This window comes from Leifsonia stereocauli (genome assembly GCF_038432415.1).
GTDB lineage: Bacteria > Actinomycetota > Actinomycetes > Actinomycetales > Microbacteriaceae > Orlajensenia > Orlajensenia stereocauli.
Map to the genome: position 1 here is coordinate 495,356 of NZ_JBCAUN010000001.1, position 16,358 is coordinate 511,713.

Annotated in this window: 17 protein-coding genes and 1 tRNA gene; 17 read left to right on the top strand and 1 reads right to left on the bottom strand. The window is 68.0% G+C overall.

Annotation, left to right across the window (positions count from 1 at the left end; translation table 11 throughout):
* Positions 1-129 precede the first annotated feature (129 nt).
* The 14 genes from AADV74_RS02485 to AADV74_RS02550 all read left to right on the top strand — a co-directional run bounded on the left by AADV74_RS02485 (position 130) and on the right by AADV74_RS02550 (position 11,591).
* A complete protein-coding gene (locus tag AADV74_RS02485) occupies positions 130-1,323 on the top strand; it encodes a glycosyltransferase (protein WP_342111477.1) in 1,194 nt (397 codons plus the stop codon).
* A 95-nt stretch (positions 1,324-1,418) separates the two neighbouring features.
* Positions 1,419-1,492 (top strand) — tRNA-Met (locus AADV74_RS02490).
* An 82-nt stretch (positions 1,493-1,574) separates the two neighbouring features.
* Positions 1,575-2,798: an MFS transporter gene (locus AADV74_RS02495; protein ID WP_342111479.1), complete on the top strand. Its 1,224-nt coding sequence runs from the start codon at positions 1,575-1,577 to the stop codon at positions 2,796-2,798.
* Complete coding sequence (locus tag AADV74_RS02500; protein WP_342111481.1) at positions 2,798-3,421, top strand: uracil-DNA glycosylase family protein; 624 nt, start codon at positions 2,798-2,800, stop codon at positions 3,419-3,421. The genes AADV74_RS02495 and AADV74_RS02500 overlap by 1 nt, the downstream gene beginning before the upstream one ends.
* Before the next feature lie 82 nt (positions 3,422-3,503).
* Entirely contained in the window at positions 3,504-4,580 is a 1,077-nt protein-coding gene (locus AADV74_RS02505) for a response regulator (protein WP_342111483.1), read from the top strand.
* Positions 4,577-5,542, top strand: a complete 966-nt coding sequence (locus AADV74_RS02510; protein WP_342111485.1) for an ATP-grasp domain-containing protein — start codon at positions 4,577-4,579, stop codon at positions 5,540-5,542. The genes AADV74_RS02505 and AADV74_RS02510 overlap by 4 nt, the downstream gene beginning before the upstream one ends.
* Positions 5,543-5,544: 2 nt before the next feature.
* On the top strand, positions 5,545-6,288 hold the full coding sequence (locus tag AADV74_RS02515; RefSeq protein ID WP_342113084.1) for a PHP domain-containing protein: 744 nt from the start codon (positions 5,545-5,547) through the stop codon (positions 6,286-6,288).
* Positions 6,285-7,784, top strand: coding sequence for a glycosyltransferase family 2 protein (locus AADV74_RS02520; protein WP_342111488.1), 1,500 nt, complete (start codon positions 6,285-6,287; stop codon positions 7,782-7,784). The genes AADV74_RS02515 and AADV74_RS02520 overlap by 4 nt, the downstream gene beginning before the upstream one ends.
* Positions 7,781-7,921 (top strand): hypothetical protein, encoded by a 141-nt coding sequence (locus AADV74_RS02525; protein WP_342111490.1) that lies wholly within the window; start codon positions 7,781-7,783, stop codon positions 7,919-7,921. The genes AADV74_RS02520 and AADV74_RS02525 overlap by 4 nt, the downstream gene beginning before the upstream one ends.
* A gap of 29 nt (positions 7,922-7,950) precedes the next feature.
* Complete coding sequence (locus tag AADV74_RS02530) at positions 7,951-8,298, top strand: response regulator (protein WP_342111492.1); 348 nt, start codon at positions 7,951-7,953, stop codon at positions 8,296-8,298.
* Positions 8,288-8,683 carry a response regulator gene (locus tag AADV74_RS02535; RefSeq protein ID WP_342111494.1) on the top strand — a complete coding sequence of 132 codons (396 nt, stop codon included), beginning with the start codon at positions 8,288-8,290 and terminating at the stop codon, positions 8,681-8,683. Before AADV74_RS02530 ends, AADV74_RS02535 begins: the two co-directional genes overlap by 11 nt.
* Positions 8,680-10,467, top strand: a complete 1,788-nt coding sequence (locus AADV74_RS02540) for a sensor histidine kinase (protein WP_342111496.1) — start codon at positions 8,680-8,682, stop codon at positions 10,465-10,467. The genes AADV74_RS02535 and AADV74_RS02540 overlap by 4 nt, the downstream gene beginning before the upstream one ends.
* The gene (locus AADV74_RS02545) at positions 10,464-10,751 is read left to right on the top strand and encodes a GNAT family N-acetyltransferase (RefSeq protein WP_342111498.1); all 288 of its coding nucleotides are present in this window, start codon (positions 10,464-10,466) and stop codon (positions 10,749-10,751) included. The genes AADV74_RS02540 and AADV74_RS02545 overlap by 4 nt, the downstream gene beginning before the upstream one ends.
* A 3-nt stretch (positions 10,752-10,754) precedes the next feature.
* Positions 10,755-11,591 (top strand): carbon-nitrogen hydrolase family protein, encoded by an 837-nt coding sequence (locus tag AADV74_RS02550; protein WP_342111501.1) that lies wholly within the window; start codon positions 10,755-10,757, stop codon positions 11,589-11,591.
* Between the two features lie 55 nt (positions 11,592-11,646).
* On the opposite strand, the gene AADV74_RS02555 is transcribed toward AADV74_RS02550, so the two are convergent.
* On the bottom strand, positions 11,647-12,843 hold the full coding sequence (locus tag AADV74_RS02555; protein WP_342111503.1) for an aminotransferase class I/II-fold pyridoxal phosphate-dependent enzyme: 1,197 nt from the start codon (positions 12,841-12,843) through the stop codon (positions 11,647-11,649).
* Positions 12,844-12,974: 131 nt separating this feature from the next.
* Between AADV74_RS02555 and AADV74_RS02560 the strand changes: the two genes are divergently transcribed.
* The 3 genes from AADV74_RS02560 (at position 12,975) to AADV74_RS02570 (ending at position 16,277) form a co-directional block, all read left to right on the top strand.
* Complete coding sequence (locus AADV74_RS02560; RefSeq protein WP_342111505.1) at positions 12,975-13,553, top strand: hypothetical protein; 579 nt, start codon at positions 12,975-12,977, stop codon at positions 13,551-13,553.
* A gap of 272 nt (positions 13,554-13,825) precedes the next feature.
* Positions 13,826-14,428, top strand: coding sequence for a hypothetical protein (locus AADV74_RS02565; RefSeq protein ID WP_342111507.1), 603 nt, complete (start codon positions 13,826-13,828; stop codon positions 14,426-14,428).
* A 118-nt stretch (positions 14,429-14,546) separates the two neighbouring features.
* Positions 14,547-16,277, top strand: coding sequence for a S1C family serine protease (locus tag AADV74_RS02570; RefSeq protein ID WP_342111509.1), 1,731 nt, complete (start codon positions 14,547-14,549; stop codon positions 16,275-16,277).
* The last annotated feature ends 81 nt before the right edge of the window (positions 16,278-16,358 follow it).

Below are 16,358 nucleotides of genomic sequence, written 5' to 3' on the forward strand. Positions count from 1 at the left end.
GGTAAATCGACATCCGTCCGCCTAGCTTCCAGCATTGTCCGAACGGTATCGACGCCGTGTGGCGGACGCGGGTTGGTGCGTTCGAGCGACGCCACGGTTCCACGACCACCACGTTCGAAAGGCGTCTCGATGAACCGTCCGATTCGAGTGCTCTCCCTGTATGAGGGATTCTTCGCTGGAGGAGCCCGCGTGCTGCACACCGATGTCATCGCCGGCCTGCACAGCGGCGGCGATCAGAGTCACAGCGTTCTGTCGCTCGCCTCGGCCGTTCGTCGGGACTCTTCTGTCCAGCACCTGCGGCGTGACCCGCGGTACGTGCGGTTGACCGAGACGGGCGTCGACGTGACGACTCTCGGTCGAACCGGCGGAGCGGTTGCTCCGGCGCCTACCGCGTTCACCGATCGTCAGCTGCACACCGCCGCGCACGCGGTCAGGCAGGCCGATGTGATCCTGTCCTTGAAGGAGCAGCCGCTCGGACTGCTGCTCGCCCTGCGCGAGCATGGGTTGATGCCGGATGTTCCTGTTGCCGCGTGCCTGCATCGATCCGACCCGCAGCACTCGGGACCGGCGCTGTCCTGGCTCAGTGAAGCAGCCTCGATCGGTCTCCTGACCGCGGCGATCTCCTGCGCCCAGTCGACCAGTGACGCCTACGAGCCATTCATCGCACCCACCACGGCACGGTTCGTCATCAGCAACGGGGTGGACACCGACCGCTTCCGACCCGGGACGGAGAACGAGCAGGCAGCGACACGGCGGGCCCTCGGGGTTCCGGCGGACGTCCCCGTCGTGGTCCTGGCTGCTCGGTTCGACGCCATGAAGGATCCGGGGCTGTTCCTCCGCTCCGTGGCGCTTCACTCCCGGATGCGCCCTGATGCGCACTACATCGTGTGCGGGGCCGGAATGACGCGCGACAACGATGCCTTTCGTGCACTGCTCGACGAGTCGGCCGTCACCTCGGCGAATCTGCATGCTCTCGGCATCCGGGAAGACATGCCCGCCATCTACCAGATCGCCGACATCGTCGCGCTCACGAGCGCCTACGGCGAGGCGTCACCGCTCTGCCTCCTCGAAGGCGTCGCTGCAGGCGCGACGCCTGTCACCACGGACGTCGGCGACGCGGCGCTGACTGCGGACGGCATCGGACGCGTCACGACGCACGAACCGGTGGATATCGCGGTCGCGTGGGACGACGTACTCGCGCGGCGACCAGAACTGCGCAGCCGCAGCATGGCCGCCCGCGAGCGATTCGGGCGGGAGCGGATGGTCGCCGAGTACGCAGCCGCCGTACGCAGCCTGGTCCGTAGACAGTGGGTTGCGGCCTGACGGGCGGTCCTTGCCTGCCGGGGACTCCTGGCCGTTGCGTACGACACGAGCGTGGTCGAGCGGGCTCGAATGGTGACGTAAACTGATTCCTGTGCCGCGGGGTGGAGCAGTTCGGTAGCTCGCTGGGCTCATAACCCAGAGGTCGCAGGTTCAAATCCTGTCCCCGCAACGGTAAGTCCCTCGGATCCGCAAGGATCCGGGGGACTTCTTCTTTGCCGCGCTGCGTCGTTCCGACCCGATAGCCTCGCGCTATGGGAGCCGTTCGACAGCCGCAGAGTGCGCGGCTCTGGCAGCCGAGAACCGTTCGGGAGGCTGCTGGCGGCATCCTCGCCCTCACCATCGCGACCTTCTTCGCCATCACGACCGAGATGCTGCCGGTCGGGGTGCTGCCTGCGATGGGCGACGACCTCGGCGTCTCGGAATCGATCGCCGGGCTCCTCGTCACCGTCTACGCGTTCATGGTCGCCGCCCTCGCCGTGCCGTTGACGCTCTGGACCCGACGGATGCCGCGCAAGGGTCTTCTGCTGGTGACTCTCGCCGCGTACACGGCCGGCAACCTGGTCGTGGCGATGGCGCCCACATTCGCTGTGGTCGCGGCGGGCCGCGCGCTCGGCGGCATAGCCCACGCGCTCTTCTTCTCGTTGAGCATCGCGTACTGCTCGCGCCTCGTTCGGCCCGAGTTCACCGGGCGGGCACTCGCCCTGGTCACGGCCGGGGCCTCGGCAGGCTTCGTGCTCGGCGTTCCCCTGTCGACCTCCCTCGGCTCCGCCGTCGGATGGCGGGTCGCCTTCGGCGTCCTCGCGGCGGGGTGCGCGATCGCGCTCGTGTCGGTGGTGGTGCTTCTGCCGGCCGTCGCAGTGGCTACCGGGAGCGACCCCGAGGATCCCGAGCGTGGACCACGACGAGGGCGCCTTGCAGCGGTCTCGGTAACGAACGCGCTCGTCTACCTGGGTCAGTACTCGGTCTACACGTACATCGCCGTGATCCTGCTCGCGTCGGGGCTGTCCGCGGCCGGTGTGGGCCCGGTGCTGCTCGTTCTCGGCGGCCTCGGTCTCGTCGGCACCTGGTTCGCCGCCGCCACCCTCGACCGCCGTCCTCGGTCGAGCCTGCTGATCGCCCTCAGCGCGATGGTGGTCGGCCTCCTCGGGCTCGGGATCGCGTTCCCCGGCCTGGCCGGTGTGCTTGCGGCATCCGCTCTCTGGGGAGCCGGCTTCGGCGCCGTGGCCTCCAGCTTCCAGACTGCGGCAATCCGTACGCGCGGCGCGACGCCCGACCTCGTCGGCGCGCTCGTCAACGCGACGGCGAACATCGGAATCGGCGGGGGAGCGGCCATCGGCGGGGCTGTACTGGCCGGCATCGGACTCGACTGGCTGCCGTACTGCGGGGCGGCCCTGATCCTGGCCGGCGTGATCGTCATCGTTGCGGCTCGACGGGCGTTCCCGGCATCTCCTGTCGAAGCGCCTACGCTGGCGTGATGCCGGTTCTCAGGGATCCCGCTTTCGACGAAGTGGCGGCCGCGATCATGGCCGATCCGGTGAACGCCGACCTGACCGCTCGCGGCTGGACACCGCTCTTCACCGGCTCCCGCACCTCCCGCGTCGTGATCATGAGCCAGGCCCCCGGTCGGATCGCGCAGGAGTCCGGCATCCCATTCGATGACGCGAGCGGGCGACGCCTCACCCGTTGGCTCGGCGTCGATCACGCGCAGCTCATCGATCCCCGGCTCTTCGCGATCGTGCCGATGGACTTCTACTATCCGGGCAAGGCTCCATCGGGGGACCTGCCTCCACGTCGCGGGATCGCGGAGAAGTGGCATCCGCGCATCCTCGAATTGATCGCGGACGCCCGGCTCACGGTGCTGGTCGGCTCGTACGCTCAGCGCCACGTGCTCGGCACTGAGCGCCGTGCCACACTCACCGAGACAGTGCACGACTGGCGCGGCTTCGGGGCGGCGGTCGTCCCGATCGTGCACCCGTCACCGCTCAACACCGGGTGGCTCGTGCGCAATCCGTGGTTCGAGTCCGAGCTGATCCCCGACCTGCAGACTCGTGTGGGCGAAGCCCTCGCAGCGCCGGCGCCCACTCGCCCGGTGCGCTGACCCCATTTCGTGGCGGATCCGGCCGGTCGTCAGTGAGGGGTCCTCAGCCTCAATAGAGTGGACATGTCGAACGGAGTTCCAGATGACCGACGCGCCCTACCGCGTTCTCGTTATCGAAGATGACGAGGACGTTGCGCTGTTCACGCGCACCGTGCTCGAGAAACGCGCGGGATGCGACGTGCGCGTGCTCTACTCGGGCATCGGCGCCATCGACGTGGTGCGCGAGTTCCGGCCGGACGTGCTGGTGACGGATGTCGAACTCCCGGGCGCCAGCGGACTCGACATCCTCGAACAGGCCCGCGTCATCGATCCCTCCCTTCCCGTCATCGTCATGACTGCGCACGCGTCGGTCGACTACGCGGTCCGGGCCCTGCGCGATCGCGCCGACGAGTTCCTCACCAAGCCCGTGCCGAGCACGGTTCTGGTCGACACCGTCCACCGTCTCGGCGCGAGGTCGCGTCAGGCGGCTGCGGCGCGTCAGAAGCGCACGGTGCTGGCGATCGGCGCCCACCCCGATGACGTCGAGATCGGCGTCGGAGGCGTGCTGGCGGCCCACGCTGCAGCTGGTGACCCGATCGTCATCCTCACTCTGTCGCGCGGTGCCCGTGGAGGTGCGGCGGACGACCGCCAGCATGAGTCGCTGGCGTCAGCCGAGATCCTCGGCGCGAGACTCTTCATGGAAGACCTCGAGGACACCCGCATCCCGAACTCCGACCCGACGGTGGGCATCATCGAGCGGGTCGTCGCCGAGGTGTCGCCGGGCATCGTCTACACGCACACGAAGAACGAGCGACACCAGGACCACCGCTCCGTCCACGAAGCGGCGCTCGTCGCCACGCGCAAGGTCCCGACCGTCGCGTGCTTCCAGTCGCCGTCATCGACGATCGAGTTCCGGCCCAGCCGCTTCGTCACCATCGACGGTCACACCGACACGAAGCTCGCCCTGTTGCGAGCGTTCGCGTCGCAGGCCGGCATCCGCGACTATCTCGAACCAGACTTCGTTCTCGCCACCGCCCGCTACTGGTCGCGCTTCGGCACCGGCCGCTACAGCGAGCCGCTCGAGATCATCCGTGACAGTGCCGCGATCGGCGCTCCGTCATTCATCGACACCTCGGCCGGCGCAGTGGCGTCGAGCCCGAGGGCAGGGGAGGAAATGTGACCGTCTCACGAGTGCTCGTGACTGGAGCCGGGGGACCAGCAGGGGTGGCGGTCATCCGCTCGCTGCTGAGGCGCGAGGACCTCGAGGTCTTCGCCGCCGACATGGACGGCTGGGCCAGCGCGCTCTATCTCGTTCCGGCCGAACGCCGCCGCATCATCCCGGCCGGGCTCGCACCGGAGTTCGTCGACGCCATCATCGCGCTCGTCGCCGAGGACGGCATCGACGTGATCGTGTCGACGGTGGATGCCGAGCTTCCCGGCCTCGCCGGCAGGCGCGCTGAACTCGGCGCCGAGCTGGCGGCACCGTCGGCCGAGGCCCTGCACACGACGCTCGACAAGTGGCTGCTCATGCAGGCCGTCGAGGGCAAGGCCCGCATCCCGCACACCGAGCTGCTCACTCAGGAGGGCGCGGAGTACGACTGGGTCTTCCCCGTCATCGTGAAGCCGCGCAGCGGCGCCGGCTCCCGTGGAGTGCACCTCGTGCACACGCGCGCCGAGCTCGAGGCCGCTGCGGGCGACACCAGCCAGATCATCCAGGAGAACCTGCCGGGCGACGAGTTCTCGGTCGACGTCATCGTCGGTGCGGATGGCCACGTCATCTCGGCCGTGCCGCGTCTGCGCGCGCGCGTCGACTCGGGAGTGGCTGTCGCCGGTCGCACGGTGCACCGCGCCGAACTCGAGGACACCGCCGCCGCGTGCGCCAGCGCCGCCGGACTCGTCGGCGTCGCGAACGTGCAGCTGCGGTACGCCACCGACGGCACCCCTGCGCTCCTCGAGATCAACCCGCGCTTCTCGGGTTCCATGCCGCTCACTGTGGCGGCCGGTGTCGACATGCCGTCCCTCGCCGTCGACCTCGCCCTCGGGCGCGAGCTGCCGCACACTGTGCCGTTCCAGGAGATCGCCGTGACGCGCTTCCTCGAGGACATCTTCCTGCCCGTAGACGAGATCATCGCGTCGTCGTGAGCATGGCATCGCACCCGGAGCTGAACGGCGACTGGCACGTGCACTCGCAGTTCTCCGATGATGCGACGAGCACGATGTCGGAGAACATCCGAGTGGCGGCGGAGCGCGGCATCCGTCACCTGCGACTCATCGACCATGTGCGCGTGAGCACGACCTGGGTGCCCGAGTTCCTCACTGCCATCGCCGTCGAACGGCGCTCGCTGCCCGAGTCCCTCACGCTGCACACCGGCGTCGAGGCGAAGATCCTCGATGCGTCGGGCGCTCTCGACATCCCCTCTGACCTCGTGATCGGGGCGGGCGGAGTCGACGGCATCGTCATCGCCGACCACCAGTTCCCTGGTCATGACGGCCCGTGGACGCCGGAGCGCACGCGTGCCGAGCTCGCGGCAGGACTCTCGACGACGGATGCGCTGGCCACCCTCGTGCACGCCACGATCGGCGCCATGAGGCTCGCTCCAGGCGGCCAGCTCGCGCATCCGTTCTCGATCCTGCCGAAGATCGGGCTCAGCGAGGATGAACTCCGTGACGACCTGCTCGCGGAGTGGGCGGATGCCGCAGCCGCGACAGGCACGGGCATCGAGGTCAACGAGAAGTGGGGTTGCCCGGGCCCGCGCGTGATCAGGGCGGCCCGAGCGGCCGGCGCGACGGTCGTCGCAGCAACCGACAGTCACGTGGCGGAGGACGTGGGGCGCTACGACCGCGTCATCGCACTGCTGGATGCCGCTGCCGCGGAGAAGACCGTATGACGGCGGCCGACTGGGGGAACATCCTCGAGACGATCCTCGTGGTCGTGCTCGTCATCTTCGTGGCGCTCGGCATCGTGCCGGTGCTCATGATGGCGTACCAGTTCCTGCTCATCCCCTTCCACGCCTTCCGCAACCACTACCGGAAGGCGGCGCCCTACCTGCCCAACGTCGCCGTGATCGTGCCGGCCTGGAACGAGGGTGCTGTGATCGGGGCGTCGATCGACAGGCTCATGTCGCTGGAGTATCCAGAGGGCCGCCTCCGCATCTATGTCGTCGACGATGCGTCGACGGATGACACCCCCGACGTCGTGAAGGCGAAGGCGGTGCAGTACCCCGGCGCAGTGTTCCACCTGCGACGGGACGTGGGCGGTGAGGGCAAGGCGCACACGCTGAACCACGGCATCCGCGTCGTGCTCTCCGAGGACTGGATGGAGGCGCTGCTCATCATGGACGCCGACGTCATCTACCTGCCCGATTCGCTGCGCCGCATGACGCGGCATCTCGCCGACCCCGAGGTGGGCGCCGTCACGGCCTACATCCGCGAGGGCAGCACCGAGAAGAACTTCCTCAACCGCTTCATCGCCTTCGAGTACGTGCTCTCGCAGATCGGCAGTCGCCGCGCGCAGAACGTGCTCGGCGCCCTGGCCTGCCTGGCCGGGGGTGCCCAGCTGCACTCGCGCTTCAACCTGGTCGACATCGGCGGCGCCATCGACACCAGTTCGCTGGCCGAGGACACCGTGACGACGTTCAAGACCCAGCTGGCCGGTCGACGGGTCGTCTTCGAGCCCTACGCCGTCGTCCTCGCCGAGGAGCCGCTCGCCATCGCCGCCCTGTGGAAACAGCGTCTGCGCTGGGCACGCGGCAACGTGCAGCTCACCAAGCGCTACAAGGACGTCTGGTTCCGACCGTCGAGGATGCACAACCTCGGCAGTATCTCGTTCGGGCTGTTCTGGTTCAGCGTGTTCCTGTTGCCCGTGCTGATGATCCTCTCCTCGATCGGTCTCATCGGTCTCCTCCTGCTCGAGTCGAACCTGGCCTCCGAGGTGTTCCGCATACTCTGGGTCACGGCGGCGTGCACCTACATCTACACGATGCTGCTCGCGTCCCAACTCGATCCGGCCACCGGACGCTCCAGCTGGCGTGAGGCGATCCTCTTCCCCGGACTCATCTCGATCGTGATCATGATCTCCGCGCTCCTGCCCGGATTCTTCGAGGTGGTGGTTCCCGCCTGGTTCGGTCTCCACATCACCGACACCGGCACCTTCATCTGGACCCTGTTCACGTACATCTGGATCTCGGTGTCGATGCTCGGGGCGTGGCTGACGAAAGTCGTCGACGGCACCCGTGCTGGGCGCTGGCTCAGCCCGCTCCTCACCTATGTCGTCGGATACGGACCCATTCTCTGCGCGGTAACCTTCGACTCGTACGTCAAGGAGGCTCGGGGAGCCGCCATGGTGTGGGACAAGACCGAGAAGACAGGACGGGTGATGGGATGACCGAGCTCGGTGAGCGCGCCCTGCAGCGCGAGATCGATGACAACCGGCGCTCCGAGCGCCGCCTCATCCCGCAGGCTCTGCTGGCATTGTTGATCGTGGCGGGCATCGTCTTCGTGCGACAGGTGTACTTCCTGTGAAACCCGGTGGGTCGATGTCGCCGTGCCGGGTGCTGATCATCGACGACAGCGACGATCAGCGCGAGCTTCTCGGCAAGCACTTCGCCAAGGCCGGTTGCGTCAGCGAGCTGGCGTCGTCAGGCGAGGCTGCCCTCGCGGTGGTGGGCGACTTCGCCCCCGACATCATCGTCCTCGACCTGCTGCTTCCCGGTGCCGATGGCTGGTCGATCACCACGCGGATGCGTGAACTCGCGCCCGAGGCGGCCATCGTCATATCCTCCGTGCTCGATGCCCACGACTACCCCGTGGCGGATGCCGTGCTGCCCAAGCCGTTCACCGGCGCCCAGGTGCGCGCCATCGTCGAACGCCTCCGTGAGGAGCATCACATTGCCGGCTGAGACCCGCTCGCTCCGCACCCTCGTCGCCGACGATGATTCCGACATCCGCTCCCTCATGGAGATCACCGCCATCATGGCCGGCCTCGACGTCGTTGCCGTAGTCGGCGACGGCCGGTCAGCCCTCGACGTGATCGAACGAGGGGGGATCGAACTCGCCATCCTCGACGTCTCGATGCCGGAGATGAGTGGACTGGAGGTGCTCGCGAGCATTCGCGCGTCGCGACCGAGAACGGATCCCCGCGTCGTCATAGTGTCAGCCAGCGTGGACGCCGCATCACTCGCGGCCGGACTGGAGTCGGGTGCCGACGACTACGTGACCAAGCCCTTCAGCCCGCGCAGGTTGGCGGAGCGCTTGCGCGAACTGATCGGGGAGTGGGAGCGATGACCGGCCCCGGGTGGATCAGCCGTCTCGTGCTCGACTCTCCGACGCCCGGCCTGAAGCAGATCCCGTCGGTGGCCGGGCTCGTGCTCGCGCTGCTGGCCATCCTCCTCGTTCCCGGCGTCGAGATGTCCGATCCCGCGTGGGGCTGGAGCGGCATACTCATCGTGGTGCTGGCCACGATCGCCGCGTTCCTGCTGCCGTGGCGGCGCATCCCGCACGCGTGGACCATAGCCCTGCCTCTCACCACCCTGATGGGCTTCGGGCTCTTCCGCGTCGGCACAGGAGGAGCGGCATCTCTGTTCGGCGCGCTCATCATCCTGCCGATCGTCTGGATCGCGACTGAGGAAGGTCGTCGCTACATCGCGATCGCCGCGATCACCGCCATCGCCGCGCTGCAGCTGCCGTATCTCCTCGGCGAGGCGTCATGGACCGACGGGCAGGTACTTCGAGGCTTCTACTCGCCGTTCGTCTATCTCATCTTCTCGGCCATCCTCAACGATCTCGCCCATCGTTCCAGGCTGCAGATCGCCTCGCTGAGCTCCCTTGCGGAGCAACGCGCCTCCCTCCTGGCCGAGGCCGAGCAACAGGCGCGCGATCTCGCGGCGAGCGAGGCCCGATTGCGTGAGTCCGAGCAATTCAACCGCAGCATCTGGGAAGCGGTGGTGGCCGAGTCCGTCATAGCAGTCGACCTGCGGGGCCAGGTCGTCGCCTGGAACCCCGGCGCTGAACGGATGCTGGGCTACACGCGTGACGAGACAGAGGGCAAGCGCTACATCGTCGACTTCATCGACGCCCGCCAGCTGGTCGAGCGCACCGCCGAGTTCGACTCCAGCATCGATCCCATCAACGACCACGACCATTTCGTCGAACTGATCTCCGCGGCGCGCGAGGGATACGGCGACAATGCGGAGTGGACCTACGTTCACGCCGACGGCACGAATATCCCCGTGCAGCTGTCGGCCTCGCCGCGCATCGACCTGACGGGACAGGTCGTCGGGTTCATCTTCATCGGCACCGATCTCACGCAGGCGCGCGAGGTGAACAAGCTCAAGGACGAGTTCGTCGGCATGATCTCGCACGAGCTGCGCACGCCGCTCAGCTCGATCCTGGGCTATCTCGAGCTCATCCGCGACGAGGCAGAGGAGCCGCTGACGCCCGAGCAGCTCGCATACCTGGCCGTCGCCGAGCGCAATGCGAACCGTCTGCTCTCGCTCGTGGGCGACCTGTTGTTCACAGCGCAGGTGGAGGCTGGCAAGTTCCCGCTCGAGCGTCAGACGGTCGAGCTGGGCGAGATCGTCGCTGCGGCCGTCGAGTCGGGGCGTCCGGCCGCAGAGCGCAACGGCGTGAACCTCGCGGCCGAGCTCCCACAGAAGCACGTGGTTGTCGACGGCGACCCGACGCGACTCGCCCAGGCCTGCGACAACCTGATCTCGAACGCGCTCAAGTTCACAGGTCGCGGCGGATCCGTCACGGTCTCGCTCACGGAGTCCGAGAACGAGGCCGTCATCGCCGTCCAGGACACCGGTATGGGCATCCCGGCCGCCGAGATCGACGGGCTGTTCACCCGGTTCTTCCGCTCGTCCACGGCTGTGCGGCAGGCTGTGCAGGGCGTCGGGCTCGGGCTCAGCATCACCAAGGCCATCGTCACAGCGCATCACGGCGTGATGGGCGTCTCGAGCGTCGAGAACGAGGGAACGACCTTCACCATCGCGCTGCCCCGACCTCTCGGGGTTCGTCGCGCGGTCGAGGTCGGAGGGAATCAGATGAACGAGGAGTCGACTGAATGAGCGAGACCAGCATCAGGCGGAACGACGATGGCGGGCGCTACGAGCTCTCCATCGACGGCGAGATCGCCGGCTACGCCGAATTCCGGCAGCGCCCGGGCGAGATCATCGTGACCCACACGCAGACCCTGCGCGCCTACAAGGGCCAGGGCGTCGCGACGCGGCTCACCGAGTGGCTGCTCGCCGACGCCCGCGAGCGCGGCGAGCGGGTCGTACCGAAGTGCCCCTTCCTCGTGGAGTACCTCGAGACCCACCACGAGTTCGACGACATCATCGATCGAGGCTGACGGATGCCGCCACTCGACGAGACGACGGCTGTCGGTGCTGTAGATCTCGGCGTTGCCGTGGCGCAGTTCGCGCCCACCGACGACGCCGGGTCCAACCTCGCCGAGATGACCCGGCTCGCCGGACTCGCGGCATCCCGAGGCGCGCAACTCGTCGTCTTCCCCGAGTACTCGGCCTTCTTCAGGGCAGAGCTCGACCAGGACATGGTCGACGCGGCCGAGCCCCTCGACGGGGAGTTCGTTCGCGCTCTCGCCGACCTGGCCGCCTCACTCGGCATCCACGTCGTGGCGGGAGTTCTCGAGCAGACGACGGATGCGGCACGCTTCTCGAACACCCTCGTCGCCCTGAACCCGCGCGGTGAACTGGTGGCCACGTACCGCAAGCAGCACCTCTACGACGCGTTCGGCCAGACCGAGTCCGCCCGGGTCGTGCCCGGCGCCATCGGAGAGCCCGAGACGTTCGTGGTGGGCGGCATCCGCGTGGGGATGCAGACCTGCTACGACATCCGTTTCCCCGAGGTGACCCGTCGCCTCGTCGACGCCGGCGCCGACCTCGTGCTGGTTCCCGCCGAATGGGTGCGCGGGCCGCTCAAGGAGCACCACTGGCGCACCCTCGCGACGGCGCGGGCCATCGAGAACACCGTCTACCTCGCCGCGGCCGACCATGCGCCGCCGGTCGGAGTCGGCACCAGCTTCGTGATCGATCCGATGGGAGTCGAGCTCGCCACGATCGGTGAGACGACGGATGCCGCTGTCGCCTGGGTCAGCGCCGAGCGCATCGCGGCCGTGCGCCGCACGAACCCGGCGTTGGCGCTGCGGCGCTACGCCGTCGTACCGCGCTGACGCGCTTCTGGTACTGAGGCGAGTCCGACGCTCAGTTGCTCAGTTGCTCAGTTGCTCAATTGCTCAGTTGTGCGAGTCTCGCGACGGCGTCCTCGAGCACGCTCGTGCGCTTGCAGTAGGCGAAGCGAACGAGGGAGGCGTATTCGTGGCGCCGATCCTCGTGCACGAAGGCCGTGATCGGAACGCCGACGACTCCGGCCAGGGCGGGCAGCGAACGACAGAACGCCACGGCATCCGGATGCCCCAGCGGAGCGGCATCCGCCACCACGAAGTAGCCGGCCTGGGGGAGTGAGACCGTGAATCCGGCATCCATCAGCCCAGACGACAACAGGTCGCGCTTCGCCCGCAGGGTGTCGGCGGCCGAGGTGAAGAAGCTGTCGGGCAGGCCGAGTCCCACGGCGATGGCGGGTTGGAAGGGTGCGCCGTTGACGTAGGTGAGGAACTGCTTGACGGCGAGCACGGCCGTGACGAGTTCGGGCGGCGCCGTGAGCCAGCCGATCTTCCAGCCCGTCGTGCTGAAGGTCTTGCCCCCCGAGGAGATGGTGATGGTGCGCTCCCGGCCGCCGGGCAGGGTGGCGATCGGGACATGTTTCGCCTCGAACACCAGGTGCTCGTAGACCTCGTCGGTCACGATGATGGCGTCGTGCCTGTGCGCGAGCTCGATGATCAGCTGCAGCACCTCGATGCCGAACACCGAGCCCGTCGGATTGTGCGGCGTGTTGACGATGACGAGCCGGGTGCGGTCGGTGATCGCCGCACGCAGGTCGTCGAGGTCTGGCTGGAAGTCGGGAGCACGGAGGGGGACCGTGCGATGGATGCCATTGGCGAGCCCGATGATCGCGCCGTAGGAGTCGTAGAACGGCTCGAAGGTCACCACCTCGTCGCCCGCCTGGACGAGGGCCAGGATGGTCGCGGCGAGTGCCTCGGTGGCGCCCGCCGTCACGAGCACCTCCCTCTCGGGGTCGACGGTGATGCCGCGGAAGCGCAACTGGTGAGCCGCGATCGCCTCGCGGAGCACGGGCATGCCACGGCCGGGCGGGTACTGGTTGATGCCGGTTGAGATGGCTTCGCGGGCGGCGTCGAGCACTTCGGCCGGGCCGTCCTCGTCAGGGAAGCCCTGGCCCAGGTTGATGGCGCCGGTGCGGGTGGCCAGAGCACTCATCTCCGCGAAGATGGTGGCCGCGATGGTGCCGTCGGGGCCCAGGAGACCCGCTCCACGCGCTGCGCGTTGCCACGGGGCGTCGCCGGTCATGGGTCTCCTCTCGTAGTGCGATCGGGGCATCGCGATGACGGATGCTCCTTCTCACCCACGCTAGGCGACGGGTGCCGCACACCTGTGGATTTCTCTCGCGACGGGCCGCGCGAATGGCCTACCGTGACTGCATGCGCGCCGCATCGCACCGCTCCACGCTCGTGGGTGCGATGCTGCTCGCGATGAGTCTCTCGGCTGTCGCGGTCGCCGGGTGCTCCGCGTCACCGAAGCCGCTTCCCTCGACCAGCAGCACGCCGTCCGCCACCCCGGTGTTCGCGTCGGACGAGGAGGCGCTCGCCGCGGCCGAGGAGGCGTACGCGGCGTACTTGAGGGTCGACAATGCGGTGGGCCAGTCAGGCGGCAAAGGTGAGTCGCTGTACTCCACCGTTGCCGCAGGTGAGGCGCTTACAAACGCCTTGGCAAATGCAAAACAATTCCGTGACGCGAAGGCTCACACGATTGGGCAAGCTGCTTTCACAGTTAGGGACTTGCAATCGGCGGAGTATGAGGACCCCCGCAATTTGTCCATTTCTTTCTACATCTGTGACGACCTATCTGAGGTTGAGCTCGTCGGCGAGGACGGAAAGACGATGTCGGAGAGCGAGATAAACGACAGTGCTCCATTCCTCGTCACCGTAGTGTCATCAACCACGTCAAACCTCCTGGTGTCGAATATCGCTCTCTGGGACGGAGACGACTATTGCGCGTAAAGCCAACACTCATTGGATTTCTGATAGCTGCGTTCATTTGCATTGCGGGGCCCGCCGGCCTTGTCCACGCCGATGATGGGTGCACGTTCTTTGACCGCGCGTCCGGCGCCTGTGGAAACGGTTCGATAGGCGACGACTCGGTCGATCTCAACGCGCACAGCGACGGCGGCACTGACGGCGGAGGCGGCGGCGCATCCGACGGCGGTGGAGACGGAAGCGACTCCGACGGTGGCAACGCCGCGCCTCCGCCCGACCTCATCATCAACCCGGCAGTGGGCGACGACGGCGTCGACGTGAGCCTGCGCACCCTCACCGGCGGTGATGGTGATGGCGGGGCCGTCACCTGTGGGGCCATCGTCGATTGCAACCCACAGGAGCCGACCCCGCCCACCGTCGTCACCCTCGACGACATCGCCTCATTCCGACCCACGCCGCCGTCCCAGGCGATGGAACCCGATGGCTGGGCCGTCGTCGGCCTGCCGGCCAACTTCTTCACCACGGCCACCGCCGAGACCGAGGCGGGCACGCTGCTCGGCTTCGACGCACGCGTGCGCTTCATGCCGGTCGGCTACAGCTGGGCCTCCAGCGATGGCGCCTCGGCCACGAGCAGCACCGGCGGTTCCAGCTGGGCGGCCCTCGGGGTGCCGGAGTTCACGGCGACCCCCACCAGCCTGACCTTCACGACGACCGGGCGCATCACCGTGAGTGCATCCGTCGACTACGCGGCCGAGTTCAGCTTCGCCGGCCAGCCGTGGCGGGCGATCGCCGGTACGCTGACAGTGTCGGCGAACGACATCATCGTCACCGCAGCGCAGGCTGAGACGGTGCTCGTCGCTCGGGATTGCGTGCGGAACTCATCGGGTCCGGGCTGCTGACGACTGGTCGTTCGCGCATCATAGGGAACTCTTATGTTCGCGCAAGACTGCTCACAGCCTTCATGAATCCAACGCACAGCTACGCGCGACAAGCTGACATCGCTTGGAAGGAGCAACCATGACCGAGAGCAACACCACCCCGGACGGCGCAGCGGAGCAGGTCGCTTCGAACGACGCCCCCGAGCAGACTTCCCCTGAGGCGAAGACGCCCACCGGACCCACCGAGGTCATCGAGCCGACTGTCGAGCACTCCGCTCCCGCCGTTTCCGAGCCCACGACTCCGGATGCCGCGACCACCCCGATCGCGCCAGCCGCCCCCGCCGCGCCTGCCGCCCCCATCGTGACCCCGCCGGCAGCAGCGGCCCCTGCTGCACCGGCACCTGTCGCCCCGACGCCGGTGGCCGCCGCCCCCGCCGCGGCTCAGCACTCGGGTGCACATCCGCAGGCCACCGACGCGTTCGGCCAGCCCGTCGCTCCTGCCGCCACGGTCTACGCCCCGGGCACCGCCCCTCAGCCGTACGCGCAGCAGACCCAGCCGACGCAGCCCTACGTCGGCGTGCCCGCGGCATCCGGAGCACCCGGTGGCAACGGCGGCGCTGCCGGTGGAACCACCGCGACCAAGCGTCGTGCGACCCTCCCCATCGTCGCCGCGCTCATCGCCGGCGCCCTCATCGGAGGAGCGTCGGGAGTCGGCGTCGCCGCCGTGCTGACGAGCAACGACGACACGACGCAGTCCTCGACCTCGGCCGAGCCGCAGAACGTCGTTGTCAACAACACCGACTCGGTCAACGAGATCACCGCAGTCGCGGCCAAGGCGTCGCCCAGCGTCGTGACCATCTCGGTGCAGTCGGATGCCGGAGCTGGAACCGGCTCGGGCATCGTGCTCTCGAAGGACGGCTACGTGCTCACCAACACGCACGTCGTCACCCTCGACGGCAGCGCGAGCGACACCCAGATCCAGGTGCAGATGTCCGACGGCACCCTCTACGCCGCGAAGCTCGTCGGCACCGATCCCGTCTCCGACCTCGCCGTCATCAAGCTGACGGATGCCTCGGGCCTGACCCCCCTGGAGTTCGCGGACTCCAGCAAGCTCAACGTCGGCGACTCCGCCGTCGCCATCGGCGCACCGCTCGGCCTCGCCGGCACTGTCACCAACGGCATCGTGAGCGCGCTCAACCGCTCGATCCAGGTGGCGTCCTCTGCAGCCCCCGACGACTCGACGGAGGACCAGCAGGACCCCAACGACGAGAACGGCCAGGGCGGCGACAGCCCGTTCAATTTCTGGAACCTGCCCGACGACGGCAGCGGCCAGCAGCAGACGCAGACTCAGGCCACGTCGACCATCTCCCTGCCTGTCATCCAGACGGATGCCGCCATCAACCCGGGCAACTCGGGTGGTGCGCTGCTCAACTCGAAGGGCGAGCTGATCGGCGTGAACGTGGCCATCGCCAGCGCTGGAGCCACCACAGAGGGCAGCCAGTCGGGCAGCATCGGCGTCGGCTTCGCGGTCCCGTCGAACCTCGCCGAGCGCGTCGCCAACGAGATCATCAAGGACGGCGCAGCCTCCCACGGTCTCCTCGGCGCGAGCGTGCAGGATGCGACGAGCGCCGAGGCCGGTGTCGTCGGTGCCCTCATCAAGGAGGTCTCCTCCGGCGGAGCGGCAGAGAAGGCAGGCCTCGAGTCCGGTGACATCGTCACCGAGTTCAACGGCGTGCCGATCTCCAACGCCACCGACCTGACGGCACAGGTGCGCTACCTGGCCGGCGACTCGAAGGCCGACCTCAGCTACGTGCGCGACGGGAAGAGCGAGACCGCCACGGTCACCCTCGGCGAGTACACGGCAGGCTGATCGGATCCGATCAGGCTCGGAGCCGTCGCACCCTCCCCGGGTGCGGCGGCTTCAGCCGTCTCCTGCTGCAGTGTTCCCAGA

What these genes read in the sequence shown, in the direction of transcription:
- AADV74_RS02485 (WP_342111477.1), top strand. Translation starts at nt 130, where the DNA reads ATGAACCGTCCGATTCGAGTGCTCTCCCTGTATGAGGGATTCTTCGCT.
- AADV74_RS02495 (WP_342111479.1), top strand. Translation starts at nt 1,575, where the DNA reads ATGGGAGCCGTTCGACAGCCGCAGAGTGCGCGGCTCTGGCAGCCGAGA.
- AADV74_RS02500 (WP_342111481.1), top strand. Translation starts at nt 2,798, where the DNA reads ATGCCGGTTCTCAGGGATCCCGCTTTCGACGAAGTGGCGGCCGCGATC.
- AADV74_RS02505 (WP_342111483.1), top strand. Translation starts at nt 3,504, where the DNA reads ATGACCGACGCGCCCTACCGCGTTCTCGTTATCGAAGATGACGAGGAC.
- AADV74_RS02515 (WP_342113084.1), top strand. Translation starts at nt 5,545, where the DNA reads ATGGCATCGCACCCGGAGCTGAACGGCGACTGGCACGTGCACTCGCAG.
- AADV74_RS02520 (WP_342111488.1), top strand. Translation starts at nt 6,285, where the DNA reads ATGACGGCGGCCGACTGGGGGAACATCCTCGAGACGATCCTCGTGGTC.
- AADV74_RS02525 (WP_342111490.1), top strand. Translation starts at nt 7,781, where the DNA reads ATGACCGAGCTCGGTGAGCGCGCCCTGCAGCGCGAGATCGATGACAAC.
- AADV74_RS02540 (WP_342111496.1), top strand. Translation starts at nt 8,680, where the DNA reads ATGACCGGCCCCGGGTGGATCAGCCGTCTCGTGCTCGACTCTCCGACG.
- AADV74_RS02545 (WP_342111498.1), top strand. Translation starts at nt 10,464, where the DNA reads ATGAGCGAGACCAGCATCAGGCGGAACGACGATGGCGGGCGCTACGAG.
- AADV74_RS02550 (WP_342111501.1), top strand. Translation starts at nt 10,755, where the DNA reads ATGCCGCCACTCGACGAGACGACGGCTGTCGGTGCTGTAGATCTCGGC.
- AADV74_RS02555 (WP_342111503.1), bottom strand. Translation starts at nt 12,843, where the DNA reads ATGACCGGCGACGCCCCGTGGCAACGCGCAGCGCGTGGAGCGGGTCTC.
- AADV74_RS02560 (WP_342111505.1), top strand. Translation starts at nt 12,975, where the DNA reads ATGCGCGCCGCATCGCACCGCTCCACGCTCGTGGGTGCGATGCTGCTC.
- AADV74_RS02570 (WP_342111509.1), top strand. Translation starts at nt 14,547, where the DNA reads ATGACCGAGAGCAACACCACCCCGGACGGCGCAGCGGAGCAGGTCGCT.